The organism is Streptomyces sp. NBC_01077 (assembly GCF_045162855.1).
Lineage (GTDB): Bacteria > Actinomycetota > Actinomycetes > Streptomycetales > Streptomycetaceae > Streptomyces.
The window spans coordinates 10,004,566-10,031,225 of sequence record NZ_CP108669.1 but is presented as its reverse complement, the minus strand read 5'-3'; the positions used below and the strand labels follow the sequence as shown (position 1 = coordinate 10,031,225).

Annotated in this window: 17 protein-coding genes and 2 pseudogenes; 6 read left to right on the top strand and 13 right to left on the bottom strand. The window is 68.5% G+C overall.

The genetic code is table 11. The features are described from left to right. Positions 1-545 precede the first annotated feature (545 nt). Both OG462_RS44985 and tpg read left to right on the top strand, forming a co-directional pair. On the top strand, positions 546-2,930 hold the full coding sequence (locus OG462_RS44985) for a Helicase associated domain protein (protein ID WP_406053401.1): 2,385 nt from the start codon (positions 546-548) through the stop codon (positions 2,928-2,930). A gap of 153 nt (positions 2,931-3,083) precedes the next feature. Next, positions 3,084-3,620, top strand: a complete 537-nt coding sequence (gene tpg / locus OG462_RS44980) for a telomere-protecting terminal protein Tpg (protein WP_406053403.1) — start codon at positions 3,084-3,086, stop codon at positions 3,618-3,620. Here tpg and OG462_RS44975 read toward each other — a convergent pair. The 8 genes from OG462_RS44975 to OG462_RS44940 all read right to left on the bottom strand — a co-directional run bounded on the left by OG462_RS44975 (position 3,598) and on the right by OG462_RS44940 (position 16,552). After that, complete coding sequence (locus OG462_RS44975) at positions 3,598-4,746, bottom strand: hypothetical protein (protein WP_406053405.1); 1,149 nt, start codon at positions 4,744-4,746, stop codon at positions 3,598-3,600. The genes tpg and OG462_RS44975 overlap by 23 nt on opposite strands. After that, on the bottom strand, positions 4,743-5,492 hold the full coding sequence (locus tag OG462_RS44970) for an AAA family ATPase (protein WP_406053407.1): 750 nt from the start codon (positions 5,490-5,492) through the stop codon (positions 4,743-4,745). Before OG462_RS44970 ends, OG462_RS44975 begins: the two co-directional genes overlap by 4 nt. Further along, complete coding sequence (locus tag OG462_RS44965; RefSeq protein WP_406053409.1) at positions 5,489-7,114, bottom strand: Mu transposase C-terminal domain-containing protein; 1,626 nt, start codon at positions 7,112-7,114, stop codon at positions 5,489-5,491. The genes OG462_RS44970 and OG462_RS44965 overlap by 4 nt, the downstream gene beginning before the upstream one ends. Before the next feature lie 2,098 nt (positions 7,115-9,212). Further along, positions 9,213-9,392 carry a hypothetical protein gene (locus OG462_RS44960; RefSeq protein ID WP_406053411.1) on the bottom strand — a complete coding sequence of 60 codons (180 nt, stop codon included), beginning with the start codon at positions 9,390-9,392 and terminating at the stop codon, positions 9,213-9,215. Positions 9,393-10,153: 761 nt separating this feature from the next. Continuing rightward, positions 10,154-11,398 (bottom strand): TniQ family protein, encoded by a 1,245-nt coding sequence (locus tag OG462_RS44955; RefSeq protein WP_406066263.1) that lies wholly within the window; start codon positions 11,396-11,398, stop codon positions 10,154-10,156. 1,263 nt (positions 11,399-12,661) lie between these two features. After that, on the bottom strand, positions 12,662-14,923 hold the full coding sequence (locus OG462_RS44950) for a transposase (protein ID WP_406053414.1): 2,262 nt from the start codon (positions 14,921-14,923) through the stop codon (positions 12,662-12,664). After that, on the bottom strand, positions 14,920-15,783 hold the full coding sequence (locus OG462_RS44945; RefSeq protein ID WP_406053416.1) for a TnsA-like heteromeric transposase endonuclease subunit: 864 nt from the start codon (positions 15,781-15,783) through the stop codon (positions 14,920-14,922). Before OG462_RS44945 ends, OG462_RS44950 begins: the two co-directional genes overlap by 4 nt. Before the next feature lie 334 nt (positions 15,784-16,117). Beyond that, complete coding sequence (locus OG462_RS44940) at positions 16,118-16,552, bottom strand: hypothetical protein (RefSeq protein WP_406053418.1); 435 nt, start codon at positions 16,550-16,552, stop codon at positions 16,118-16,120. Positions 16,553-17,514: 962 nt separating this feature from the next. Between OG462_RS44940 and OG462_RS44935 the strand changes: the two genes are divergently transcribed. After that, the gene (locus OG462_RS44935) at positions 17,515-18,321 is read left to right on the top strand and encodes an alpha/beta fold hydrolase (protein WP_406053420.1); all 807 of its coding nucleotides are present in this window, start codon (positions 17,515-17,517) and stop codon (positions 18,319-18,321) included. On the opposite strand, the pseudogene OG462_RS44930 reads toward OG462_RS44935, so the two are convergent. From OG462_RS44930 to OG462_RS44915, 4 genes and pseudogenes are all read right to left on the bottom strand, one after another. Next, positions 18,322-19,404: pseudogene (locus OG462_RS44930) on the bottom strand (IS3 family transposase); the annotation flags it as partial. It abuts the gene before it with no gap. 215 nt (positions 19,405-19,619) lie between these two features. After that, positions 19,620-20,462 carry a citryl-CoA lyase gene (locus tag OG462_RS44925; protein ID WP_406053422.1) on the bottom strand — a complete coding sequence of 281 codons (843 nt, stop codon included), beginning with the start codon at positions 20,460-20,462 and terminating at the stop codon, positions 19,620-19,622. Beyond that, a complete protein-coding gene (locus OG462_RS44920) occupies positions 20,459-21,664 on the bottom strand; it encodes a CaiB/BaiF CoA transferase family protein (protein ID WP_406053424.1) in 1,206 nt (401 codons plus the stop codon). Before OG462_RS44920 ends, OG462_RS44925 begins: the two co-directional genes overlap by 4 nt. Beyond that, positions 21,661-22,440: an IclR family transcriptional regulator gene (locus OG462_RS44915; RefSeq protein WP_406053425.1), complete on the bottom strand. Its 780-nt coding sequence runs from the start codon at positions 22,438-22,440 to the stop codon at positions 21,661-21,663. The genes OG462_RS44920 and OG462_RS44915 overlap by 4 nt, the downstream gene beginning before the upstream one ends. A 74-nt stretch (positions 22,441-22,514) precedes the next feature. On the opposite strand from OG462_RS44915, the gene OG462_RS44910 reads away from it, so the two are divergent. After that, on the top strand, positions 22,515-24,056 hold the full coding sequence (locus tag OG462_RS44910) for an FAD-binding protein (RefSeq protein ID WP_406066262.1): 1,542 nt from the start codon (positions 22,515-22,517) through the stop codon (positions 24,054-24,056). A gap of 426 nt (positions 24,057-24,482) precedes the next feature. Further along, on the top strand, positions 24,483-26,012 hold the full coding sequence (locus OG462_RS44905; RefSeq protein WP_406053426.1) for an aldehyde dehydrogenase: 1,530 nt from the start codon (positions 24,483-24,485) through the stop codon (positions 26,010-26,012). Positions 26,013-26,128: 116 nt separating this feature from the next. Here OG462_RS44905 and OG462_RS44900 read toward each other — a convergent pair. Then, a pseudogene (locus tag OG462_RS44900) lies at positions 26,129-26,455 on the bottom strand (DDE-type integrase/transposase/recombinase); the annotation flags it as partial. On the opposite strand from OG462_RS44900, the gene OG462_RS44895 reads away from it, so the two are divergent. Then, positions 26,339-26,635, top strand: coding sequence for a transposase (locus OG462_RS44895; RefSeq protein ID WP_406066260.1), 297 nt, complete (start codon positions 26,339-26,341; stop codon positions 26,633-26,635). The pseudogene OG462_RS44900 and the gene OG462_RS44895 sit on opposite strands and share 117 nt — an antisense overlap. Positions 26,636-26,660: the final 25 nt, after the last annotated feature.

Sequence of the window (26,660 nt, the reverse complement as noted above, 5' to 3'; positions counted from 1 at the left end):
TATGCCCCGGCAAGCCGGGGCATAGAGCGCGAATTGCGCAAGCGCAATTCGGATTCCGGCGCAAGCGCCGGAATGGAATTCCGTAAACGGAATTCTAAAAGCAAGCAAATTCGCGCAAGCGCGAATTGCGGGCACCCGCGCAAGCGCGGTCGCCTAGGCTGGCTATGAGGGGCGGTGCATCGCGCGCGGGCCTGTGTAGGGTCTGGGAATCCCAGCCACCACCGTCCCAATGGGAATGACGGACCGTCGGCCTGACGGGGTATCGAGTGACGGGCTCCGCTGCGCTCCACCCGTGCCTCTCCCCCGCTCTCGCGACAGACCGTCAAGTCCATTGTGACCCTGCCAGCATACGGGGAAACCGGCCGTTAGCGAGTGAGATCGAGTCACGTATTACTCTGGGGGGCGAAGTTCTGGCGCGGGTGATGCATCGCAGATGCCAGCTGTGTAGAGTTTGGGATCAGACACCAATACCCCGGCCCACCACTCGCCGCGCCGGACTTTCTTTATGATTGCGCGCCGTATTCCGCGAAAAGGAGAACACGGGAATGGTCGTGAAACTGCGTGACCACCAGATCGAGGCCGTTGCTGCCATTGTGCGCGGTCTCGATGTCCCGCCGGGCGGTATTCCTTGGAATGGCCTGCGTGGGCAGGTGCACGCCGCGTGCGGAACAGGGAAGACCATCATTGCGGCAGCGTCGGCCAAGCGGCTCGTGCCCAAGGGCCGCGTTCTCGTCCTGGTGCCGACGCTGGATCTTCTGACCCAGACCGTGCGGGCATGGCGTGGGGCTGGGCATGCGGGGCCGGCGGTTGCGGTGTGCAGCCTCACCGATGACCCGGAGCTGTGGAGCCTCAAGGTGCGCTCCACCACGAATCCTGTGCAGCTGGCTCTGTGGCACGGCTCTGGGCCTGTGGTCATCTTCGGGACGTACGCCTCGCTGGGGGTCCTGGCGGAGGCGTTCGAGGGCGCCTACGGGCAGCAGTTGGCGCCCATGGACCTCACGGTGGTGGATGAGGCGCACAGGACTTCCGGCTCGATGGGTAAGGCGTGGGCCGACGTCCATGATCAGACCGTGATTCCGTCGCGTCGCCGTTTGTACCTGACGGCGACGCCGCGGATCTGGGAGGAGCGGCTGAACCGCGAGGTCGCGGAGGGGGCGCGTGACCCGCTGCCGCGTGAGATGGCGGCCTCCATGGACGACGAGAAGGTCTTCGGGCCGGTCTTCTACAAGCTGTCCTTGGCGTCGGCGGTGTCGCGCGGTCTGCTGGCGCGGTATCAGATCATCGTTCTGGAGCTTCAGGACCCGGTCGTCACGCCCGAGCGGCTGATGGGCGAGGAGCGGCATACGGAGGAGGTACGCGGTCAGCGGCTCGGGGCGCTCCAGGCCGCGCTGCTGCACACGATGGCGCAGCACGGTCTGTCGACGTGCATCACGTTCCACCATCGGACGATGGAGGCGCAGGCGTACGCGGAGGGCCTGGAGAAGGTGGCGGCGAAGCTGCACGCCGATCAGCCTGAGACGTACCCGAGGCGGATCTGGGCGGACTGGCTGTGTGGCGAGCACGCGCCCGAGCGCCGGCGGGAGGTGCTGGGCGGGTTCGGGTCCACGGTGCAGCGGGCTGTGCTGTCGAACTGTCGTGTCCTGGGTGAGGGTGTCGACATCAGGGCGGTGGACAGCGTGGCGCTGCTGGACCCCAAGGGCGCGCCGCACGACATCGTGCAGGCCATCGGCCGCGCTCTGCGTCAGAAGCCCGGAGAGGGCAAGGTTGCTTCGTTGATCGTGCCGGTATTTCTCCAGCCGGGAGAAAAGCCAGAGGACATGTTCACCTCCGGATCGTATCGGCCTTTGGTGAAGGTCCTTGAAGGTCTGCGCGCTCACGACAATGAGGCCGTGGAATTGCTCGCCATTCCTCAGGAGCCTCAGAGGAACTGGGCAGAGCCGTCTGTGAATATCGGTTCGGCGCCCGGGGAGGGTGAAGAAGAAGCCCGTCTGTTGCTGCGTTTCGCGGCTCCGCGTGACCCGGTGATGGTCGCCGACTGGGTCAGCTTTAACGTGATCGACACCGAGCGGCAGGACTGGGCGCGTGGCTGGGCGAAGCTGAAGGCGTACGTCGAGCGGGTCGGGAACGCGAGAGTGCCCTACGGACACCGGGAGGGTGCGGCACCCCTTGGGCAGTGGGTGGCGGAGCAGCGGCGGGCCTACGCGGCTGGGGAGATGAGCGGGCAGCGAGCCGGGCGGCTGGAGCGGCTCGGGATGGTGTGGTCGGTGGCGGATGAGCGGTTCCAGGAGAACCTGGCGGCGGCGAAGGCGTACTACGAGGAGCACTGGACTCTGTGCGCGCCCCGGTCCGCGACGATGCTGGACCGGCCGATCGGACAGTGGCTCGCGAACCTTCGCCGTCCTGGTGCGCTGGAGGGCCGCCCGGAGTGGAAGGCCGCGCTGGAGGCGGCGGACGAGGACTGGAGCCCGTCGTGGCCGGCGGAGTGGCAGCGGCACTTCGCGGTGGTGCGGGAGATGCTCGCCGAGGAGACCATCCTGGCGTACGTCGAGCCGGGGGTCACCGTGCACGGCATGGACATCGGCAAGTGGCTCGCCCGACAGCGCAAGCCTGAAGTCTGGGCAGCCCTCACGGAGGGGCAGCGCGAGCGCCTGGGGGCCGTCGGCGTCATCCCGCACGCCCCGGAGCTGGAAGCACCTGCGAAGCCGTCCGCAGCGCCCGTGAGCGCCTTCGAGCGGGGTGTTGCGGCCCTGGCCCAGTACAAGGCTCGTACGGGCTCCGTGGTCGTCCCCAGGGCCCACACAGAGCGGCTGGAGGATGGCACGGAGGTCAAGCTCGGGGTATTTCTGAGCAACAGCAAGACCCGTCGGGCCAAGCTCACCGCGGACAAGCTCGCCGCGCTCGCCGAACTCGGACTTCAGTGGGCGCGTTGACAGAGTGTCTTCTCGAAGTGATCTCCAGAGCCCTACCGCATCTCAATACTGCGTGCAGGAAGATCGAGATTCCGGCTGCCCGTCGCCGTCAGACATGGGAGACCCGGTGCATGAGGCGATCGACGGACGGAGGCCACGGTGGTACGGGCGGCGTTGGATCAGTTGCTGTTCACGCAGCCGGTGCCGGGTACCGCTGAGGAGCAGTTGCGTGTGCTGCTCAGGTGGGCGAAGGGGTCGAAGCGGGTGGTGGCGCAGGAGTTGGGGGTGTCGTTGCGGACGGTTCAGCGGTGGACGGCGCGGAGGGGGTCGGGGCGGGGCAGGCCGAGTGGTCGCCACCTGGTGCTGATCGAGGAGCGGGTGCGGGCGCGGTGGCAGCCGCGGGTGCGGGCTCGTCGGCAGGCTGCCGCGGAGGAGCGGGGGCTGGTGGTGCACACGCGGGCGCGGTTCGGGTTCGCGGCCGGTGCCGGTACCTCTGACGATCCCCGGCTCCGGCTGCTGACGGTGGCGGTGCCCGGAGAGGTGGCACGGGAGCTGTTTCGCGCCTGGGAGGCCGGGGCTTCCGACGGACAGCACGAGGTGATCCTGGGCCGGGCGTTGGGGCACGTCTACTTCCGGCAGGCTGGCCGGCGGGCGGACGCGCTGCAGGTGCGGTTCGGGGAAGTCGACTTCATCGACTTCGGGCTCGCGTAGCGGCTGTGGAGTTGCCTCCGGCCGGCGGTGGGGCGGGCTGGCCGGTCTCATGGCTCAGTGCCTCGTGTTTCTCCCGCCAGTCCCAGACCACCGGGCCGCGGTGCGTGCCTGCTCGGCCGGCCGGGGGCTGGGGCGGGCGGAGTCTGATGGTCTCGGCCAGGCGTAGGAGGGCGGGGCGGTCAGTGGGGGCGGCCAGGAGGTGGGGTGTGCTGGTGAGGTGTGCGAAGCGGGTCGCGGCGTGGAGGAAGACGGTGGCCCAGGGCGGGATGGGGTAGATCGCGCAGCCGTCGGTGTACCGGGTGCGGTCGTGCAGGGTGAGGGTGTGGTCGGCGGGGTGGAAGCCGTCCGTGTGGGCGGTGGTGAGTTGTTGGAACGAGGCTCCGGTGGCGATGGCTGCCGCGAGGGCGGCGGCGCGGGCGGGGTGGGCTGTCGCGGTGTGCAGGCGGTCGGTGAGCCGGGCTGTCTGGGCGGGCGTGGGTGGTAGGGGTGCCGGGCGCTGGTGGTAGACGATCGGCTTCGGTGCGCAGGCGGTGGTGCAGGGCTGGGGGCTGTCGTAGGAGACGAGGCGGTCGAGGGCGGCGAGGGTTATCCAGCGCAGGGCAGCGGGCGAAGCGGGCAGGGTGGGAGCTGCTGGCGGCGGGCTGGATGAGGCGGTGTCGCCCAGGTAGAGGGCGCGGGCTTCGGTGAGGGTGTGGACGGTGGTGTGGTGGCCGGCTGCCAGGGCGCGGTGGAGGGCTGCGGTCAGGCGGGGGCGGTGGACGACGAGGGTCAGGTGGATGCCGGTCTGGCACTGCAGGTCGAGGAGGCATTGGAGGCGGCGCTGGTCGAGGAGGTGGGCGCGCAGGACGGTCAGGCGGGTGACTGCCAGGGCGGTCGTCCACGCGGCGGCGGCCTCCCACAGTGGTGGTCGGCCGTGCGGGTACGGGCCCGGGATGTGGGCCGGTTTGCCCAGGGCCTGGAGCAGGTCGGAGGCGAGGGCGGTGTCGCTGGTCGTGCCCGGGCCGGGGTGAAGGGTGATGCGGCTGGCCTGCGGGGCGTGCGCGGCCAGGGCGGTGTGGGTGAAGGCGGCGTCGTCCCCGGGGTCGAAGACGACGGCGAGGCCTGTCCGGGGTGCGGGGAGGGTCATGCGAGGCGGCTGAAGGCCCAGCGCAGCAGGTCGCGGTCCGGGCGGGGGCGGCTGGTGCGTTCCAGGGCGGTGCGCAGGTGGGCGGTGAGCTGGGCCCAGGCTCGGAAGTTTCCGTGGGCGGCCTGCTCGTCGGCGAACGTCACGTCCGCGGGGTCGGCGTCCTCCCAGACAGGGTGGAAGAGCGGGACGACCTCGAGGACCTCAGCCGGGGTGAGACGGGTGAACTGCTGCCAGATGAAGATCCGGGAGGAGAGCATCGGCTCCCGGCGCAGCACGGTATGCGCGCCGGCGCCGCCGACGAAGACGATCGCGATCTGTGTGGCGGGCTCGTCCCACAGGTAGCGGAAGTACTCGAACGCCTCCCCGTTGAGCCACTGCGCCTCGTCCACCAGGAATGTACGGGGCCGTTCCGCCAGAGCCGTTTTCAGGAGGCGGTCGAACTCGCTGGGGTGACGGGGCGGCTCCCCCGGCAGACGCAGGGTCTCGAAAAGCTCGTAGCGGACTGCGCGGGCGGTGGGGCGGGCGCGGAAGGTGACCCGGCACACCTCCTCGCCCGCCGTCTCCTCCAGCTCGCGCAGGCAGGTGTTGACCGCGAGGGTCTTCCCGAACCCGGCACCGCCGTGGATGCACATCATCGCCCGGGCCGCGACCGTGTCGGCGATGTTCTCCCTGGCGGTCAGCAGAGCTCGGGTCGTCACGATCTGCGCATCGGGCAGATCAACGTACTGATACGTCGGGGCAGTCACCGCGATTCTCCCCCGCCGGTCAGGTCGGCACCGGCACCGGCGGCAGCGCCCGGGCTGTGAGCGCCAGCGGTGCCTGAGCGGGGCAGCTCGTCAGCGGTCGGTGTATCTGCAGGGGCGCGGTGGGTGCGGGCCACAAGGGAAGGCGGCGTGCGCCAGCCGGCCGGAGGCGCAGCAGGCGGAATCAGATCCGGCAATGCCAGCCGCGACAGATCCGACTGCTCGGCCGCTGCCAGCTCCCGGCCGGCCTCCGCCCCGGTCACCGCACCAAGCCGCTCGGGCTTCCCTGGCCGGGTGGCTGCGGCGTAGCGCTCACGCTGCGCTGCGGCAAGGTCCTGCCGCAGCCGACGGGTGCGGGTGGCCCGCGCTGTACGTACCGCGCTGATCTGCTCCGGTGTGGCGGCGTCCGCCAGTTCGGCGGGGCCCAGGTATCGGCCGGTGGCGGCGTCGAAGACCTCGATGCGGTGCTGGTGGTGCGGCATGAACCGCACCCGAACTCTCAGACCCGACTGGCCTGTCATCCACGCGCCCACGTAGTCACGGCTCCTGAACCGGACACCGCGCGTGGAGATCACCCGGAACCGGCCGGTCTCTTCCAGCGTGAACGTCCACAACTCCTCGGCACTCACCTCCCGCAACGGTGTCGGGTCTGTCTCCCAGGCTTCCAGCGGGGTCTTCCCGCCCAGTGGATCGGGCTGGTGCACGGTGTTCCACCACGACACCCAATCCAGCAGCCGAGCGGTGAAGTCCTCGAAGTCGAGCAGCACCTCGTCCCTCGGGCGGGCGGGACGCTTGCCGGGGCGCGGCTGGCGGACGTATCCGGGCAGCGCGGCAAGGAACATCGACTCCACGGCCCGGTTCAGGCCCTCCACCGTGCCCTTCAGGTGCGGGGTGTAGGCAGGCAGGTCCTCGACGGTGACGTCGAGGGCGTTGAACGCGGCGGCAACGGTCTTCGACAGGAAGTCCTTGCCCCGGTCCACGCGTACCTTTTCCGGCAGGCCGCCCTGTGGCCCGAACGGCTCCTCGCGCACCACCGCGGCGCGCAGCGCGGCCAGGACGGACTCCCGCGACGGATGCCCCGGTGTGACCGCGACACCCATGATCGTGTTCGAAGCGCAGTCGACGAACCAGGTGATCCACGGCCGGCGGACGGTGCCCTCGACGTCGACCAGGACCGGGGCCTGGACGTGATCGGTCTCCCAGACCTGATTCCGCCATCCCCGAGGCCGGGACAAGAACACATCGTGCCTGCGAGCCTCGCGCTCACCGCCGGCATGCCCGGCCCGTTCCCCCGGCGTCAGATCACGCCGGATCGCGCGGTGCAGCGTCGGAACCGACGGAGGCGGATCACCCTCGCCCCTGGCTGCACGAGCCGTCAACTCACGATGGACAGCGGCGACGTTCCCCTTCCATAGCCCGAGCAGAGCCCGAACCTCCGCAGTGACCGTGAACCGTCCCGGATACGGGGCCCGCTCCCCCGGCGCCACAGCCGCGGCCTCGTCCTCCTCAGCGGCAGCCAGCCACCGCCACACCGCCCGCTCCCGCACACCCAAAGCATCCGCCGCCACCCGGACGTGCCGGGTCGTAAGGATCCCCTTCCGACGCAGAGCCAGGAGCCGGCGCACCGCGGGGCCCCGCAACGCCCGAACCGACACAGCAGGCAAAACAGCGGCCGACTCGTCACCCGATCCCTCCGAGGCCACGTCCGGTTCTTCTCGTTCCACCCGTCGATCACACCAACCACCCGCCGGCCAGTGGATCAGAACTCACGAAACTGAGACAGCGTCACACCTGCCGCGATAAAGACCCACGACAGCGATCCCCCACCGATCTCTCACCACCATGACAGTGACCCCACACCTCTCAACCGGCCCTGACCAGCATCAACACACCCAGACCACTGTCTCTCACACCACTGTCACCAAACCGAGAGATCGCACCTGACGCGGCAGACGGGGATCACGGTCCCGGCTGACGGGGGGATTGGGGGCGGCCCGACGGTACTGCTCCCAGAGCGCATCTGGGCGCCGGGGCGAGACCAATCGGCACCCGGGGCCGTGTGCACCGTAGCGGATCACGGGCACATCCCCCGGACGGAACGATCACTCGTCGGGGTGGTCGTGTCCGAGCGAGGTGGTGAGGGAGCTGCGGGGCCGGCTGCCTACGGTGGTCACGTGAGGACGTCCCCCGAGCCTGCCGAGTTCGAGCCGGTGCCTATCCGCGTGGTCCTGCCGGACGGGCAGGACATCGTGGGGCGCCTGTACGCCCGTCGGCAACTCCCTGACGGCTGGGTCTACCTCGTCTCCATCCCCGTCTACCGGAACTCCAACGAGGACGTCGAGCCTGCGGAGTATCGGATGTGGCTCCGGCCCCAGGACCACCTGAGGCCGGTCGAGGGAACGTCGTACGACTCTGTCCCCACCGAGCGGCTTGAACCGCCGTCGCTCGTCCAGCAGATCCTCGGCCCCCGCCGGCCTTCCGGGTGGGTCCTGGAGCCACTCGGCGGGCGGCGTGGTCCGTCTCAGGCCGTGGTGCATGCCGTCGACTGCGCACGTTCGGTGGAGTACTCCGAGCGGTGCTGTTTCATCAGACGCACAGTCCGGCTACGAAGCGCGGGGTCAGTCTTCCTGGGCACGGGTCCCATCCTCTCCGATGGCTCACATAGGAGAGGCAGAGAAGCCGAAAGGGTTCACCGGCCCGTATTGCCGACGGATAGGAACTCAGGACACGACTAGGTACTCGTTACTCAATTCCACCGAGGCCTCGCCGTGATGGACTCTGACCCCTATCTAGAGGGTGCCGACCCACAACAGTCGGCAATATACCTATCAGTTCAAATGTCAGACCCCGAAGGGCCAGTGCGCATGCCTATCAATTACCTACAGATGCTCCTAGAAGAAGGCGGCGGCACTTCTCCGCAATGCGACGGGCAACAGACGTGCTCCGGAACCGATACCACCTGCGGAGAGAATAGCTGCGGCGAACATTCAGGCAACTCGAATGGCGGTGGCAGACTCCCCACAGGCGGGGGCGGTTACGGAATTCTACTATTCGACACGTAGTAGCAGATTTCATATAGGCCAGGCCGCATTCGTTCTTCGCGACCTGGAAGCGATCCTCGATCGCCCACCGTATCCCGGCCCCCCGGGTGGCTCTGCCGATGACGAGGAGCAGCGTTTCTCGGGCGGTTCGGGAGGCGCTGCCCGCGTCGGATATCGATTCCTTCGGATAGCAGCTCGGTGCCGACCGGCAAGACGCCGTGTGCCGCTCGCCCGAGGCCCCGGGACAAAAGCGCTGGCTGCGGGCGTAGATGGCGGCCCTCGTTCCGCCGTTGCCGAGTACCGGCTGGTGCCTTCCGTTCTCGTCGACATCGAGATCCGGGCGCGGTGAGTGCCTCCCGAGGTCGTCGACAACCGCTGTCGTGTGACGTCGATAAAGCCACCCGGGCTAGATCCACTCGGATCTAGCCCGGGTGCGCACGGCTGAATTGCGTCGGGACACGGGCAGACATGGATCGCGTAAGAGGATCTGCGTCGATACCCACCGGGACCATGTCGATCCAGACCGCCGATCCCAGTCGACGGTCTCCACAAGACCCCCAGCGCTCCCCGGCCTGGGGGTCTGCCATGCCCGCCCCAGTCCTGCGGGGGCTCGATGTCGGGTCCGAGGGCGACGACCTGTCAAGGTCGCGATGGGGCGTCGACGGCCGCGCGAGCGCGTCGGCTAGAAGTCGGAGGGCATCTTCGCGTTGAGGGCCGTCACCCATGCCGCCGGGACGGGTCGAGGATCAGGCCCCCGGAACACCGCCGCATCGGCCGTCTCCAGCCCCAGGAGCTGCATCACGCTCGTGCCCGGGTGCGCGGTCGCCACGTGGGCGCCGGCCTCCGTAAGGATCGTCGCCACCGGATCGCTCCCCAGACCACAGGACCACCCGGCCCGTTCCCGAGCACCCCTTGCACCGCATCCACGCCACGTCCACGCCGGTCTCGCTGATCGTCTCCACGCCGTACGCAACGAGCCCCACGCCAACGGATCACGGTCCCCGGCTGACGGGGTGGTGGATTAGGGGCAGCCGGGCGGTAATGCCCCCGGGGTGTGCCCCTGGGGTGTGCCCCTGGGCGCCGGGCCTCACCCACGCACGCCATATCGGCACGGGCTGCCGCCGACCCTACAAGACCGGCGCGGCACCGGGGTCGGGCGAGCCGGGGCTCCACTGGGGTAGAGCGCAGTTCGGCGGTCCAGTCCCCCGTGGAGGCGCGTTCGGCAGCGGTCCGGGCGCGCGGGTCACGGGCAGCCGGCTCAGGAACATGAGGGCCAGGGCCAAGGACCCGGCGGCGTGCGGTACTCACCACCCGATTCTCCCCGAAACGCCCGTGCGCCCGGATCCGGGCCCGCCGCCTCTGCGCACCCTGGGGAGCAAGAGGGAGAGACACTCTCCTGTCCTACGGGGAGAGGTGTCGGCGTCGAGAAACGGTGACCCATGCCCCGTGACCAGAGGAGACGCGGGGTTCCCACGGACGGGTAGGCAACTGGTGGAGCAACCAGTGAGGCGACCACCCACGCAACCAATGAGGCAATCAGCCAGGCAACTGGTGAGGCAACCGGTCGGGGCGGGTACCCGGGTGTGCCGGGACACGATAGATGTCACCTGGACACGTTTGTTGTCACCGGTGGGCCCTCCGGAAGCCGCCGCGCTTGGTGATGATCTCCTCGGCCGTTGCCGCCTTACTCTCGCCGCGTCGGTGGGCCAGGAGGGCGACCTGAAGGGGGAAGGACGTCCCAGGTTTAGTTCGAAGGGCATAGCCCACCTTTCGGTGAATGTAGGTCGCTTCGACCGCCAGGAATTCAAGGAATCGAGCTGCCTCGCGCTCGTCCCGAGCGCTCAGGAACCGATCCGCCATCTCCAGGACGGCGGCGGTAACCGCGGGGTTCTCGGGTGGAGCGATGTAGACGCTGACCTTTCGGCGATAGGCGCCGGGGGTGTCCCGGACGTTCTCGAACGCTCGGTGCCGCTGCTCGGCTTCGTGATCGAGGATCTTGGCCAAGGTTCGGGTGGCAGCATGGGGCCGGGCTTCGGGCCAGGTCATGAGGATCAGCGTGGCGACCGTCCGCAGGTCGTTGAAGTACTGGGCAGTGGGGATGAGCCAACCGACGCTGCTGACGTGTTCCGGTCCGTCCGGAGCAAGGAGGGTCAGCAGCCGGGCCTGGGTGGCGAAGGCGGCCTCCCGAGTGCGACTGGCGGTGGGCAGGAGGTCCCGCGGCCGGTCGGCCTTGGCCAGGTCCGCTCCGCAGGCCGGCCGGACTGCCCGGAGGGTCTCGACCGGTGTAGATGCCCGGCACTGGGTGGGGTGAAGCTCACCGTCCCGCGGCCTGGCGATCAGGTTCTTCGCGTCGCCTTGGACGTGCTCGCCGCAGTTGGGACAGCGCTGCCGGAGGAAACGCCTGTGCCGAAGGCAGGCGAAGACGGCGGACAGGCGCCAGATCCGCTGCCATGCTCCGCCGTGAACCTGCTCGATCTGCGACGAGCTGTCTCCGGCGAGGCAGTCAGGGCAGTACTGGGTGCGGTCGGAAAGAACCCACGGAGAGACAAACCGGGTCCGTTCATCAGCCTGGGACCTGGAGTACTCGGTGCTCAGCGGCCCGTAGCGGGCTCCCAAAGGAGCCACCAGCAGCCCTGTGACCTCCTCGCGGGACAGGCGGGTTGTGCGGCCGAACGCTTCGAGACTGACGTCGTCGAGGCTGAACCCGAGGGCAGGCGAGACACGAGTGATCTTCGTTCCTTCGAGCCGGGTGCCGGTGAGCCCGGTGCGGACATAGAGGTGAAGGGGATCGACACCGAGACGATGGGCCAGCCGCAGGAGGTAGCCGGACAAGGCCTCGCCTTCCAGGGGGTCCAGGCTCCGTGCCATGGGTCGGAGTTGGCTCGCGTCGAGGGCTTCAGGCATCTGCGGTTTGCCCGCCTCGGTCGTCGAAGACCGTGTTGCGGCCTCTCCTGCGCCTGGTGGCCTTGGGAGGCTGGGCGTCCGGGATGACGGGGGATCTCGCCGGCGCTCGGATCGCGGTCGGCGACGTTGCCGAGCCGGATGGGGATCGTGGCCAGCAGCTCCGGTGTCAGTTCCTCGGTCCCTGACTCGATGGCCTCCCTGCAGCCGTCCTCGATCAACCGCTTGAGCAGGCCGACGATGCCGCGTGTGCGGCGGAAGAGGTACTCGGGCATCTCGCCTTCGGTGAGCATGCCCTCCTTGGCCCGCAGCAGCCGCAGCCGGTCCTCGATGCCGACCAGGTGGTCGATGAACGCGGTCATGCCCTCGGCGGTGTCGTAGTCGAACGGGTCGAGGTCAACCAGGTCGAACCGACGCTCGGTCTGGGTGGCCGCGGAGGGGTTGAAGCTGTTGCCGGCCTTGGCCGGACCCAGCGCCCACTGCCCCGTGCGGGGGTCTGCGTGACCGCCTCTGATCAGCCCCGAGTTCGGGATGTCGACGCCGATGAGGACCAGCGTGACGTTGAGGTCCATCAGTTCTCGGACCAGGTCGAGAGTGTCCTGGTCGTCTTCGCGGTGGAGCCGCAGCCGCGTGATGTCGTCCAGCAGCAGCGCGGTGGTGTGATGGTCCCGGATCGAGTCGCGGACCTGCCGGATCATGCCGTTGAGCGTCTTGGCGTGCGGGGCTCCGAAGAAGCCAAGGATGGCCGCGCAGAGCCCCTTGGGGGTGGCCCGCACTGGTGTTCGGCAGTAGGCGACCGGCACGAACAGGTCGCGTGTGCCGGGGACCGGCCCGGGCAGAAGCTGCCGGTGCAGGTCCCGCCAGAGCTCCTCGAAGGCCCCGGCCGCCGCGCAAGCGGTCTCGGTTTTTCCCAGGAAGCCGCCGCCGCTGATCATGAGGCCGTCTCGGGTGCCCGGCTCGAAGTTCAGCGCGTTGTTCCTCAGTCGGCCCCGCATCAGCTTGGTGACCTTCGCGCTCATGGGGGTCTCCAGCAACCCCATGTTGACGTGGGTGGCGGTGCGGTGCAGGTCGTTCAGCGCCCGCCGCCTGGGGCTCAGCGCCGCGTACTCCTCCAAGGACAGCCGCGGCGCCGGAACGAACAGCCCGCGCTGCTGCCGCCACTGTTGCCAGCCTTCCCATGTGGTGCGGTCAGGCGGCGGCCCGGACCGGAGGAAGGGGACGATGCCGCTCTCATCCTGCGTGCGGTCCGCCATGCGGCTCCTCTTCGTCATCCTCCGGGAGGAGGAACAGATCGCGTCTGCCCGACGACTCGCCCAGCGCGGGCGGTGGAGCCGGGCGGCGCCGGACGGCCTGCTCGCGCCGGTGCCGACGCTGGGTGTCGATGCTCTGCTCGGCCTGCCTGGCCCGCTGGCTCCAGCGCAACGGCGTGACCACCGCACCCGCTTCCACGACATCCTCAGTCCGGTCAGCGGCAGGCTCCTGCGGCGGCCGGTCAGCTCGAGCCGCGGCGGCTTGGGTCATCTCGCGGGCATGCTCGGTCCGCTCCGTCTTCCGCCGGCTCTTCCAGCCGCTGACCGGAGCCCGCAGCCCGATCAGCTCCAGTAGCACCGGCAGCAGCTCCTGGTCGGACTTCGGCTGCATCCCGCCGGCACGGACCTTGGCCATCAGCTCGCGTACCCGTGCGTCCCCGAAGGCCGGGGCCTTGCCGTCCGGCGGCAGCCCGGTCCAGTCCAGCGGGTGCCAGTAGTGGGTGAGCGGGTCCTGGAAGAACACCCGCCGGCGGTCCCGGGGATCGCGGCGGATCACCCACTTGCCCTTGTGCCGGCCACCACGGGTGGACCGCCGGCCGCGGTAGTCCGCCAGGGCTGGACCGTCATACCAAAGGTCGCGGATCTTCACCCCGCGCCGGGCGTCGATGCCGACGTAGTGGGCCGGCAGCAGTTCGTAGAACAGCTCCGGCGACGGGATGTCCATCGCGAACCCGGCCTGCGCGAAGGACGCCGCGAACAGGGTGTTCGGGCTGTGGTCCCCGCCCGGATCCCAGCTCGGTGCGTACTCCCCCAGCCGCCGCCTCTGCCAGACCGACACGATCCACGTCGCGATCAAGTGCTCCATCTCCTCGATGGTCAGCACCGCGTCACCTTCCGGATCGGCTCCGCGGTCGGCCGCGTCGATGCCGGTGTAGCCGGGCAGCTGCTCGAACAGCAGTGAACGGATCGAGCCGAAGGCCCGCTCGACGGTCTGCTTGTCCGTCGGCCGCAGCACCCGGACCGGAAGGATGTTGCAGCCCACCACCCGCTCGACCTCGACCAGGTGGTGGTTGCGATAGACCGACCCGTGATCCGTCGTCACTGTCTCGGGTGCGAAGAACGGCAGCCCCGCGACCTTGTGGCCGGCGAACTCGGCGACCACCGCCGCCGGCAAGCCGGGGTAGGGCCACTCCAGGTCCTCGCCCCAGTCGTCCCGCATCGGCAGCGGCAGCATCACATCCCTCAGCAGCATCGCGACGTCGACCGAGGTATCGGACACCAGCGTGAGCCGGAACGCGCAGAGCGAGTGCGTATGGACATCCATCGCCAGTGTGAGGTGGACCTTCACCGGTTCGCCGAACACGCTCTCCCGAACCATCACCGGCAGCACCGTGGTGTCCAACGCGACGACCTGGCCCGGACGGTGCACCAACACATGCCCGTTCTTCTCCGGCAGCTCGGCCGACCGGGCATACCGCTGCCGCGATCCGCCGGGCCCGAACCACTCCTTCCAGACCCGGCAAAGCGTCCGATACGACGGAACGTCCCTGACCGGATCGAGGTGCAGAACTTCACGTACGTACTGACGGATCATGCGGTCCTTGGTCCGCATGCTCACCCTCGAGCGGTGCAGCGTCTCCTGCCGGACGGCGAAGATCGCCTCGCGGACCGCCTCGCTGACGCTCGGATGCCCACCACTCTCCCGCAGCCACCGGTCGTCAGCACAGCCGATCAGGCCGAACCGGCGGCGATCCTGATCCCAGCGGATCAGCGTGCGATAGCCGACCCGGTCCAGACCCAGCAGCCTCGCTTGCTGCCGGTCCATGGCTTCCAGCTCGGCCACCTTCGACAACCGCCGGCTGGTCAGCGTCGTTCTCGCGGGGTCGTACTCAGGCTTGGGCTCACCCGGGCCCGGCCGCAGCGGATCCCCGCTGCGAAACCCCGTCGCCACCTCCAGCAGATGGGCCAGCCTCAACGCAGACAACTCCCGCTTGCCAGGCCCGAGGTCCTGCAGCGTCTTCGTCTGCCGGCCCCTGTCGGCCCCCGTTGCCGACGTCCGTGACGAGGAGCGACAGTCCGGGTGATTCGCCAGGAACCGGAAGCTCACCCGCTGACGGACCCCATCCAGGGCAACAAGCTGGACCCGGCCCAGCTCAGGCTCACGTCGTTCGACGGTCCACTCGCTCCCGTCCAGCACCAGCCCGGCGCCGGGGGACAGATCCAGCACCCGCGCCGCCGTCACGAATCCGGCCCTGTGGAACGGATGACGAACGACTGGTCGCCGAAGGGCCTGCGCAGATCGATGCCCGCCTGGCGGTGCCAGAGCAAGTGCAGCAGCTGAGCCCGGGCCACTGGCGGAAACGGCGTCGCATCCGCCAGCTCTCCGAACGTCCCGCCCTGCCGAGCGGCTTCAAGCAGGCCCAACCTCAGCCCAAGCGGGTCGCTCAGAGCCCGTCGCTGGGAGGAAAACGCATCCACCGCCGCCACGACGTTCTCCCGCCACTGAACGGCAACCACGTAGTGCCAGCCGCAGGCCAACGCGATTTCCGCAGCCGCGGCGAACGCCTCCAGGTCTGATCCCTTGATCAGCGCCTTCGGCCGGACATCGACCAGCCAGACGCCCGCCAGGGTCACGGCGAGGAAGTCCGGGGTGTGTTCCCGACGCTTCCCGCCCGCATCAAATCTGAACTTCACCGGCTGCGCGATCACATCGACCAAGCCGCCGGCAAAGTCCAGGGCGAGCAAGACGCGGGCCTCTTCGAGACTCTCGGCACCGTGATGCCGCCCCGTACTGACAAGGAAGTGCAGGCCAGGACGGTGACGCTGGGACCGCCGCCACGAAAACCAGCGAGTCGGGCCACCGTCCAGGACCGATGTCTGAGCCAGGTCTCGCACCACACAGGACACCGGATCACCACCCGACGACCATGTCGCGGTCCATCTGCTGGCCCACCCCTCAGCGAGATCCAGCTTGTCCAGGCCGTCGACCAGCGACACCGGAACCAGAAGATCAGCCCAGCCACAGTCGTGCGACCACAACCCCCCGTCGAGAGGCGCCGCAGCCATGCCGGCACGCATGCCAGACAGTCGTCCGTCCTCCATGCACTCAGCCAACCGCCGAACCACACAAGATCGGGAGAGATCTCCGGATCTGGTGACAACACGACTGACCGCGTACCAGAGGTGACAACAAGCTTGGCCAACTGGTGACAACTACCGTGTCCCGGTCGTCGTAAAAGCGCAGTCCGCTACCTCACTCTGGTGACATCTACCGTGTCCCGGCACACGTGGGCGCCAGGTTCGGGCGCTCGCCCGGCTTCCCGGCTGCGGTGCGCTCGTAGCGGTGGCCACCGTGACGCCGTCGGCGGTCGCGCTCGGCGCCCTCGCAGCCTCTGAATCGGCCAGGCGACGGTCTAACGGGCCGTCTCTGCCGGTCTCAGATGGTCTCTTCCTCAAGTGCTTGCATGCGGATGCTGAAGGTGAGGCAGGCAATGGCTTGCCTGACGGCTTCCAGCGCCTGGTTACCTGTGGGCGCGGTGGCTCGGACGAAGGCAAGCCGGGACGTGCTGGAGTCCAGGGAGCTAAGGCGGGTTCCGGGATCAACGAGCAGTTGAATGCTGGTGACTGCATGGGTTTGTCGGGCTTCGTCGATGCCATCGATGGACGTGAGGAGTCCGGAGGCAGGCGGGCTTGCGAACCAGATGGCGGCATGGCGCGCGGGGTTGGTTTGGGTTGCTTGGGTTCTGAGGTGGTCAAGGACGTCGATGCCGGCGCTTTGCCTGGCTACGTAGCCGGGGAGGTCGATGCCGGTGGCATCGTGGATGAGCTGGGGTATTTCATCGCCTCCCATGCGGAGGTGGGTTTCGATCACCCGAGGGCCCTTGGGAGTGAGGACGAGTTCCGTGTGAGTCGGGCCGGACGTGACGCACCGCGCGAGCCGGGAGCTGCGGGACGACGACCCTCGGGGGCTGGCGTGGGATCCGGCGCTGGCTGAACGTCAAGGTGCCGAGAACGTCGCGGAGATCGCCTGCCGCAACGCCCTGGCGGAGCAGGCCGTAGCCGTTGGGCTCGCGGGCTCCCCCGGGGAGCTGGATCCGGCGCAGGCCGAGTTGGCCGAGCTGCTGCTGTGGGGCGTGCAGAAGGGCTTGCTGACACAGGCGCGGGTGCGCCGGATCGCGGCCGAAGTACGTGAGGAGTCCCGGTCTGCGGCCCAGCAGGCAGGAATTTCGGCGGTCGCGTGGCGCAAGCGGCGCAGCCGCAGCGTTGCGCGGCTGCGCCGCTTGCGGAGCAGTGGGCGCAGGCAGCGTGAGGGGCCGCGGCCGTGGAGAACCTGGCCGAGTACCGGCCGCAAGCGGCGCGCTGCCGGCGGCCGACGCGGAGCCGGGCGAGTCGAAGGAGCCGGAGGGGCTGTTCGCCCCGCGTCGGCTTCCGCCGACGCGGAGCCGGGCGAGACCGCGGTCCGGTGGAGCCATCGGGGTCATTCCCAAATTTGGGAATGACGCCCTGGACGTGCTCGTGGGCAGCGTGGCACCGGCTCTCGCCATCGGCCACCGCGATAGGTCACGGCCGGGGCCGGGGGTGTGGTGAGTGCCGCCGACAGCACTCACCACAGCCGGTCACAGGACGCCCAGGGCCTGCATCTCGACCACGCGGACGGTGAACGCAGTCTCCCGGACCTCGGTCAGAATGCCCGCGTCACCGAGCGCGGGCGCGGACCACTCCACGGTCGCACGGCCCGCGAACCGCTCGTCGCCTTTTACACCACTTTCTGGACGCGACCTGGTGGGCGCGCGAGGGTGATACGGGTAATGATGGGTGGTGGAGGTGCATCTCATGGATGAACTCGTCGATGTCAATGGGACAGAAATCAGGGTGGAGACCCGAGGCGAAGGGCCGACGGTGCTGCTGATTGCGGGGCTAGGCGATCCCGCCGAGGCATGGCAAGCTCAGATGGATGGCCTTTCCGGGCGGTACCGGATGATTGCCTACGACAATCGAGGCACAGGACGCACCCCGCTACGGGACGAGCAGCTGTCGCTGGCTATGATGGCAGACGATGCCATGGGAATTCTCAAGGCGCTCGACGTGAAGAACGCCCATGTCGCGAGCTTTTCGGGCGGCAGCATGGTCGCACAGGAGCTTGCGTTGCGGCACCCCGAGTTTGTCCGGAGCCTCGTGCTTGTAAGCACATGGGCTCGTGAGGACGCATACCTGGCTTCGGTGATCCGGTTCTGGCGTTGGCTTGCGACGGAGGCACCGGATGAGCGAGCCATGCTGGAAGCGTTGCTGCTGTGGATATATACGCCGCGCGCTCACAACGACGGTACTGTTGAGCGGGTCATCCATGAGATGCTGCAGTCTCCTCACCCCCAATCGCCTGAAGACTTCCAGCGTCAGCTGGAGGCATTCACGGGAAACGATACTCTCGAGCGCTTGTCAAGGATCGCGGCACCCACTCTCGTCCTAGCTGGCGATCTGGACATAGTCACGCCCCCCCGGTTCGGACGGGTAGTAGCTGAGAAAATTCCGGGAGCGGCCTTCGAAGTATTGAAAGGCGAGGCACACCGGCCTTTCCAGGAATCGCCGGAAGCGTTTAACGCGCGAATTGATGCATTCTGGCAAGCGACGGACGGATATTGAGCCGGAACTATTTGAGTTGCCGGTTGGCCAGCTCTTTCGTCCTTGCAGGGTCTCGCGTTTGAAGGCCGCGTTGAAGGACTCGGCGAGTGCGTTGTCCGCGCTGGACCCGACCGCGCTCATGCTTCGCTGAACCCCTGCTGACCTGCATGCTTCGGCGAAGGCCCGGCTCGTGTACTGGGCTCCGTGATCGGTGTGCATGATCGATCCGGCGAGGCTGCCGCGGGTGTGGATCGCCGCCGCCAGGCCATCGGTGACGAGGTCCGCGCGCATGTGGTCGGCGATCGCCCAGCCGGCCAGGCGGCGCGAGGCGAGGTCGATGACGGTCGCCAGGTAGCAGAACTTCCCGCCGTCGATGGGCAGTTAGGTGATGTCGCCGACGTACTCCGTGTCCGGCTCGCCCGCGGTGAAGTCGCGGCCGATCAGGTCCGGAGCCTTGGCCGCGGCGGGGTCGGGGACGGTGGTGCGGTGCCGCCGGCGCAACCGGATCCCTTCGGTCCCGAGAGCCCGCATGCTCCTGGCGACCCGCTTGTGGTTGACCGCCTCTCCGCTCGTCTCGCGGAGCCCGGCGGTGATTCTTGGGGCTCCGTAGGTGCCGTCCGATTCCTGGTGCACCACCCGTATCCGGGCGGCTAGGCGGGCGTCGGCCGCCTTCCGGGCGGCCCGGTCCGTGGCCGTCCGGCGCCAGTAGTAGAAGCTCTAGCGGCTGACACCGAGGGTGGTGCACAGCCGCTTCACGCCGTAGCGGCGCTGGAGGCCGGCGACACACTGGAAGCGGTTCACCAGCGGGTCTCCCCCGGCGAAATACTTCGCCGCTTTGCGCAGGATCTCGCGTTCCTCCTCGAGTTCGCGGACCTTCTTCCGCAGAGCCGCGTTCTCCGCCTCCAGCGGGGTCGGCGGCTGGGCCGCTTCCTGCGTCCGGTGTCCCCGTGGGCGACTTGCCCCCGCAGCCCTCACCCAGTTCCGTAGGGTCTCCGGATTGATCCCCAGACCGGTGGCGACCGACCTGATCGTCGCTTCGGGCCGCGACACGTACAGTGCGACCGCGTCCGCCTTGAACTCCGGCGGAAAGTTCTTCATGACCACGAGATGTCCGTCCTCGAATCCTTAGGATCCAGTGTCTCGTGTGTCCAACATCAGGGGTCAAGGCCCGTCCGTGTCCTGGCCCGTGCCTGGATCCGCGTGATCCACCGGTGCTGGCTCAACTACGAGCCCTACCAGCCCGACCGACGCGGCGGAATGCAGCGCTTCACGGAACCACAAACGTTGGCTCTCGCGGTGTGAGATTGACACAAGGGGTGTCATCGGCCGGTGGGCACGTCGCGTGTTCCGGCGCCGCGATAGGTGGGGAGGAGCGGCGGGGGAATGGGGCCCTTGATGCGTCGCCCCTGCTCCTTCTCCTCCCAGGCGTGCGCCAGGACGCCGACTGCGCGCGACAGGACGAACAGGCCGCGGCCGAGATCGGGGGCGAAGCCGAGCTCGCTGTAGATGATCGCGGTCGCGCCGTCGATATTCATGGGCACGGGGCGGGGGCGCCCGGCCGCCAGCTGTCGTTCGATCTCCAAGCCGATTTCCTGGAACGCTCCCGCGACGACACCGTTCTTCACGCCGTCGGTGAGGGCTGCCATGAGCGGGTCCCGACGTGGGTCCCGGGGATGGAACCGGTGTCCGAAGCCGGGAACGTACCGTCCTGCGGCGCGGAGTTCGGCGAGGCGGTCACCGACGGCGTCGGCGATGGGTGTTCCGGTGCTGTCGACGCGGTCGCGGATGCCCGTAAGGATCTCCATGCACTGCTGTCCGGCACCGCCGTGGACATCACCGAGGAGGCCGACCCCCGTCGCCACGGCGCTGTTGAGGCCAACGCCGCAGGTCGCCGCCATGCGTGCCGCCGCGATCGAGGGGGCCTGAGGACCGTGGTCCACCGCGGCGACCATCGCGGTCTCCAGCAGCGCTGATTGGCGGGGGTCGGGCAGTTCGCCGCGCAGCAGGAGCCAGATCATGTCGGCGAACGAGGCGTGCTGGATGAGCTGCTGGATGGGATACCCGCGAAGGCGAATGACTCCCGGGCTGATGTCCGAGATGGCCGTCGCCCACCATCCGGTGACCTGCTCCGTAGTGGGCGTGTCCTGGGGCGAGCCGCTCATACCGCTCCCTCCTCGCGCAGCCGGGCGATGTCGTCCGGGGTGTAGCCGAGCGTTTGCAGAACCTCGTCGGTGTGCTCGCCGAGTCGGGGCGGCGGCCCGGACGGGGCCAGGCTCTCGCCGTCGACGTGCGCCGCGCTGCCGAGCAGTGTCAGCTCGCGGCCATTCAAGGCCGGCGCGGGTACCCGGTGTGTGAGCCGCCGGTGCTTGACCTGCGGCGAGCTCAGTGCCTGGGGGACGGTCAGCACCGGCGCGGCGGGGACTCCGGCCGGTACCAGGACCGCGTCCCAATCCTCGGCGGACTTCGTCCGCAGTGTCTTCTCCAACTCCTTGCGCAACGTGTCGCGGTTGGTCTTGCGGGCTTCCCGGGTGACAAACCGGGGGTCGGTGATCAGCTCCCGCTGATCGAGGACGGCACAGAGAGCCTCGAACTGCTCCTGCTTGTTGGCGGCGATGTTGAGCTTGCCGTCGGCGGTGTCGAAGGTGCCTGAGGGGGCGGAGGTCCTGTTCTCGTTTCCCATGGGCATCGGCTCGCGGCCCGCGATGAGGTAGTCCGAGACGATCCAGCCCATGGAGGTCAAGGTGGCGTCCAGCATGGAGACGTCAAGGCGGGCGCCCTCCCCCGTGCGGTGCTGGCGTAGCAGAGCGGAGGCTACAGCGAGGGCTGCCGTGATGCCGCCGATGCTGTCGCAAAAGGGGTAGCCGACGCGCAGCGGCGCCGTGTCCGGCGTCCCGGTGATGCTCATGGTGCCCGAGAGGCCCTGGATCACCTGGTCGTATGCGGGCCGTTCCCGCATCGGGCCGTCGGCGCCGAATCCCGACAGCGCGCAATACACCAGGCGCGGGTTGATCTCGCGCAGCCGGTCCCAGCCGAAGCCCAGCCGTTCGAGGACACCGGGACGGAAGTTCTCCAGCAGCACGTCCGCCTCAGCGACGAGCTTCGCGAAGACCTCGCCGCCCCGCTTCTTTTTCAGGTTGAGGGTGACCGAGCGCTTGCCCGCGTTCTGCGCCAGGAACGATACGCCCAGGTTCTCGCTGCTGAGTTGGGGGTCCGCACCGAGCTGGCGGGCCAGATCGCCGGTGCCGGGCACTTCCAGTTTGATGACGTCGGCGCCCATGAGGGCGAGCTGGTAACCGGCGAATGGGCCGGACAGTACGTTGGTCATGTCGAGGACGCGCACGCCATCGAGGAGGGCCGGGCTCACAGGAACGCCTCCATGGTGCCCAGTCCGGTCTCGGTGATCCGCGCGGCGGCGCGGGTGACCGCCGGGATGTAGTCGACGATCCGCTCGGCGGTGAACCTGGAGGTGGGGCCGCTGGCGGACAGGGCTGCGATGACCCTGCCGTCCTGGGCGCGGACGGGGGCGGCGACTGCTGAGGCTCCGAACTCGCGTTCGCCGTGTGTCACCGCGTTGCCGGTCTCGTTTACGGCGGCCACCTGCCGTTTGAGGGCGTCCATGTCCACTTGTTCCTCCTTCGCTGCGAGTTCGTCGAACACGGCGGCAGGGGTGTCACAGAGGAGCACCTTGGCTGCTGCCCCTGCAGTGAGCGGCATGGGGACGCCGACCTCCACGATGCTGCGCACGGTCGCGGTGCCCTCCTCTTGGGCGACGCAGATGCGGTCGGTGTCCTGGCGGACGTAGATGTTGACGGTCTCGCCGCACTCGTCCACCAGATCGCGCATCACTGCGCGGGTCTCGGCGTTCACCTCCCACAGGCGCTGGGACAGCCTGACCCAGCGCAGGAATCCGGCTCCGAGGCCGTAGACCATCTCGCCAGTGGGAGTGATCAGGTCGAGTGACGTCAGCGTCGCCAGGAGCCGGACGACCGTCGTCTTGGGCAGGCCTGTCAGTTCCACCAGGTCCCGCAGGGGCCGTGTCGGGTGGTGGGCGTCGAAGAGCTGCAGCAGCTCGGCAACGCGGACGACGCTGCGGACCCCCTCGGTCCGGGCGTCGGTCGGGGTCTTCTCGTCTGTGGTCACGCCGACATCGTAAACCGAAAAACGGTTTGGCGACACCGCCTGGTGGGTTGTGTGGGGCTGTCGCCCGTGCTTCTATGAGGGCGAGCCGAACACAGCTCCCACGGAAATGGTTTATTGAAACCGCTGGCTGGTCGCATCTGCGAGGCATGCAACACACAAGGGCAGAGACAGTGAACGAAATCCAAGTTGATCTTGTGGTCGTCGGGTGCGGCGCTGGCGGTCTGGCCACGGCCGTGCGTTTTCTGGAAGCCGCGCCAGGTGCGAGCGTCGTCGTCCTGGAACGCACATCACGCCAGCGACGCGGTGGGAACACAGCATGGACGGGCTCGTTCTTCCGCCTGCAGCCGGATGGGACTCCGGCGCCGGACTTCGAGGAGCGGATGCACGAGCTCAGCCGCGGCCGGACTGACAAGGAGATCATCCGCACCCTCAGCGAGCACGCGAAGCCCACTGTGGAGTGGCTGCACACCCAAGGCGTCGAAACCACCTCCGGCCCGACGTACTTCCTCACCTCCAAGGGTCCCCGCCTCATGCCTGCCGGAGGGGGCGGGGCCATCGTCGACCGGTTGTGCGGCCGCATCGCCGAACTCGGCGGCATCATCGAATACGAGGTGACCGCCAGGGCCCTCCGCCAGGACGACAGAGCCGTCTGCGGCGTGGTCGGCACGGACGCCACTGGCGAGGAACGGGCATGGCGGGCCACCACCGTCGTTCTCGCCTGTGGAGGCTTCGAAGGAAGCGCGGAGCTACTGCGGGAACACCTCGGCGAGCACGGACCGGATCTGCCCACCATCACCCCCGGCGGCAGGGCCAACCAGGGCGAGGGCATCGTCATGGGAATGCAGGTCGGGGCGGACACCGACGGGCAGTTCGACCGGTTCCACGGCGAACCGATCGACCCCCGGACCCGCACCGCCGAGGCGCTCGTCATGGCCTACCCCTACGGCATCCTCGTCGACCACCGAGGGCAGCGCTTCCTCGACGAAGGCGCCGACACCCCGGACAACACCTTCGAAGAGGTGGCCTACAGGATCTGGCACGAGGCCGATCAGTTCGCCTTCCTGATCGCCGACCAGAAGCTCATGCGGCACGACATCGACCGCGCCGTACTGACCGACAGGTCACCAGAGACCGCCCCCACCCTCGAAGCGCTCGCGGCCCGCCTCGACATCGACCCCGCCGCCGTGCGCGCAACCGTGGACACATACAACGCCGCCGCCGTGCCCGGCGACCTCGACATCACCCAGCTCGACGGCATCGCCACCACAGGAATCGAGCCGCCCAAATCCAACTGGGCCCGACCCATCGACGAGCCACCGTACGTTGCCTGGCCGGTGACCTGCGCGATCACCTTCACCTTCGGTGGACTGCGCACCGACGCCAAGGCCCGGGTCCTGACCGAGAAGGGCACGCCCGTCCCCGGCCTGTACGCGGTCGGTGAAGTCGCCGGTATCTATCACCACGCCTACCCTGGCGCGACCTCGGTCCTGCGCGCACTGGTCTTCGGCCGCATCGCCGGTGAGCAGGCGGCCGCCCGCACCGCCGCCCACCCGTCCACTAAGCCGACGACCGGACAAACCCCTGCCCCCGCACCCAGACCCGGCACGAAGGAATGAGGAGACGATGACCCCACGTCCTGCGACCCCGCACTTCCCAGCAGCGACCGCACGCCGCGCCGCGCTGGCCAGCCTCGTCGGCACACCACCATCGAATGGTTCGACTTCTTCATCTACGGCACCGCGGCCGCCCTCATCTCCCTCAGCAACGCGCTCGGCGGCCTCGTCTTCAGCGCACCCACCCCGCTCATAGCCGAGGCCGGCCCGACCGGTACCCGGTGGTGGCCCCTCGGGGTCATGATGGTTCTCGCCGCACTAATTTCACTGGTCGCCATCCGAGGCGTGCTCCGGTCCGGCCCTCGCCATCACGGGCCCAGCCCCGCCGACAGTACGGCGGATGCCCTGGCCGCAGTGCCCGGCGAAGGCACGGCCTAACTATAACGAGCCGCTTGTATCAGGCCACACTCCTTGAAAGCGACACAGATCATGACGACCGGTAGCCCGACCCAGCCCCCCACCCCGACCGGACCGGACGGCCGCGAGCACTACCAGATGCTGATCGGCGGCAGCTGGACCGATGCCGCCGACGGCCGGCGCTTCGACTCGATCAACCCGTTTGACGGAAGCCACTGGGCCGACGTCCCGCTGGCGGGCGAGGATGACGTGGACGCCGCCATCCGCGCCGCTCGCGCCGCCTTCGACAGCGGCCCGTGGCCGACCACGCCGCCGTCCCGGCGAGCGGCCCTGCTCCGCCGCCTCGGTGATCTGATCACCGAGCGTGCCGACGACCTCGCCTGTGTCCAGGTCCTGGAGAACGGCAAGCTCATCCGCGAGGTCGCGGGGCAGACGCGCGCACTGGCCGGGCACTGTTACTTCTATGCCGGGGTCGCCGAGACCATGCACGGTCAGACGCTCGCGAGCAGCGTCCCCAATATGCACGTCTTCACCGTGCGTGAACCCATCGGTGTCGTCGCGGCCATCACCCCGTGGAACAGCCCCCTGGCCTTGCTGCTGTGGAAGCTGTGCCCCGCGCTGGCCGCCGGGAACACCATGGTGATCAAGCCGTCCGAGGTCACCCCGGTCTCCACCCTCATCCTCGGCCGACTCATCACCGAGGCAGGCTTCCCCGAGGGGGTGGTGAACATCGTCACCGGTGGGGGCTCCACCGGAGCCGCCCTCACCCGGCATGCCGGAATCGACAAGATCGCCTTCACCGGCTCCACCTCGGTCGGCAAGACGATCGCCGTCACCGCCGCGGAACGGCTGGCGCGCGTCTCGCTGGAACTCGGCGGCAAGTCGCCCAACATCATTTTCCCCGACGCCGACCTGTCCAACGCCGTCAACGGTGTCCTGGCAGGTGTTTTCGCGGCCACCGGACAGACCTGCATGGCGGGTTCGCGGGTCCTGGTGCACCAGGACGTGTACAACGAGTTCGCGACAGCCCTGGTGGAACGCACCAAGGAGATCAAGATCGGCGACCCGCTCGACCCGGAGACCGAGATGGGCACGGTCGCCTGCCTGTCCCAGCATCGCAAGGTCCTGGACTACATCGAGATCGCCCAGAAGGAGGGCGCCACCCTGCTGACCGGCGGTAAGCGCCCGGATGACCCGGCGCTGGCGAAGGGCCTCTTCGTCGAGCCGACCGTCTTCTCCGGTGTCACCAACGACATGCGGATCGCTCGCGAAGAAGTCTTCGGCCCGGTCGTGGTCCTCATCCCGTTCCGCGATGAGGACCATGCGGTTGAGATCGCCAACGACACGCCGTTCGGCTTGGCCGCCGGTGTCTGGACCACCGACGTCGCCCGCGCCCACCGCATGGCCAGGCGCCTGCGGGCCGGCACCGTCTGGATCAACAACTACCGCAAGACGAACTACGTCGCGCCCTTCGGCGGGTTCAAAGAGAGCGGTCTGGGACGGGAAAACGGCATTGAGGCCGTCAACGAGTACACCGAAATCAAAACCGTGTGGATCGACACGGGAAACCGCATCGCCGACCCGTTCAATCCCCGCGCCTGAACCCGAGCCAAACGAGAGACATGAACCAGCGAGTAGGAGAGCCCGCGTGGGCGTTGTCACGTTGTTGGTGGTGTGATCGGCTGAGGGCAGGAAGAGGTCGTCGGCTGGCCTGTTGCTCAGGCGGTGATGGGCAGGCTGGTGTTGCCGGCGATGTGGTTCCAGAGGGCGAGGCGGAGGGTCATCTCGAAGCGGTGGCGGCTCGCGGTCATGAGGTGGCGTCCGGGTCTGAAGTGGGGTGAGATGCCGGTGAACGCGGACGGGAACCGCTGCGCTCCGCCCACGCTGCGGAAGCCTTTCATGGCGCGTTCGCGCTGCCGGGTGGGCTGGTGGGAGTTCTCCGCCCGGTTGTTCAGCCCCTTGTGGGAGCGGTGCTCCACCGACGGCATCACCTCACGGTGCGCGGCACCGTAGGACTTCAGCTTGTCGGTGATCACCACGCGGGGAAGGCCGAGCACCAGTGCACGGTCATCGACGCCAACGGGACGACGCTGCTGTCGCGGCGTGTGCCGAACAGCGAGGCTGAACTGCTCGAACTCCTTGGTGACGTATTGGGGATAGCCGACGGCGGCCCGGTCACCTGGTCCGTCGACCTGAACGCCGGCGGGGCGGGCCTTGACCCCTGATCTTGGACACACGAGAGACTGGATC

Excerpts from the sequence above, each read along its gene's own strand:
- OG462_RS44985 (WP_406053401.1), top strand. The coding sequence starts at position 546 with ATGGTCGTGAAACTGCGTGACCACCAGATCGAGGCCGTTGCTGCCATT.
- OG462_RS44975 (WP_406053405.1), bottom strand. The coding sequence starts at position 4,746 with ATGACCCTCCCCGCACCCCGGACAGGCCTCGCCGTCGTCTTCGACCCC.
- OG462_RS44955 (WP_406066263.1), bottom strand. The coding sequence starts at position 11,398 with ATGGCACGGAGCCTGGACCCCCTGGAAGGCGAGGCCTTGTCCGGCTAC.
- OG462_RS44945 (WP_406053416.1), bottom strand. The coding sequence starts at position 15,783 with ATGGAGGACGGACGACTGTCTGGCATGCGTGCCGGCATGGCTGCGGCG.
- OG462_RS44935 (WP_406053420.1), top strand. The coding sequence starts at position 17,515 with ATGGATGAACTCGTCGATGTCAATGGGACAGAAATCAGGGTGGAGACC.
- OG462_RS44925 (WP_406053422.1), bottom strand. The coding sequence starts at position 20,462 with ATGAGCGGCTCGCCCCAGGACACGCCCACTACGGAGCAGGTCACCGGA.
- OG462_RS44910 (WP_406066262.1), top strand. The coding sequence starts at position 22,515 with ATGAGGGCGAGCCGAACACAGCTCCCACGGAAATGGTTTATTGAAACC.
- OG462_RS44905 (WP_406053426.1), top strand. The coding sequence starts at position 24,483 with ATGACGACCGGTAGCCCGACCCAGCCCCCCACCCCGACCGGACCGGAC.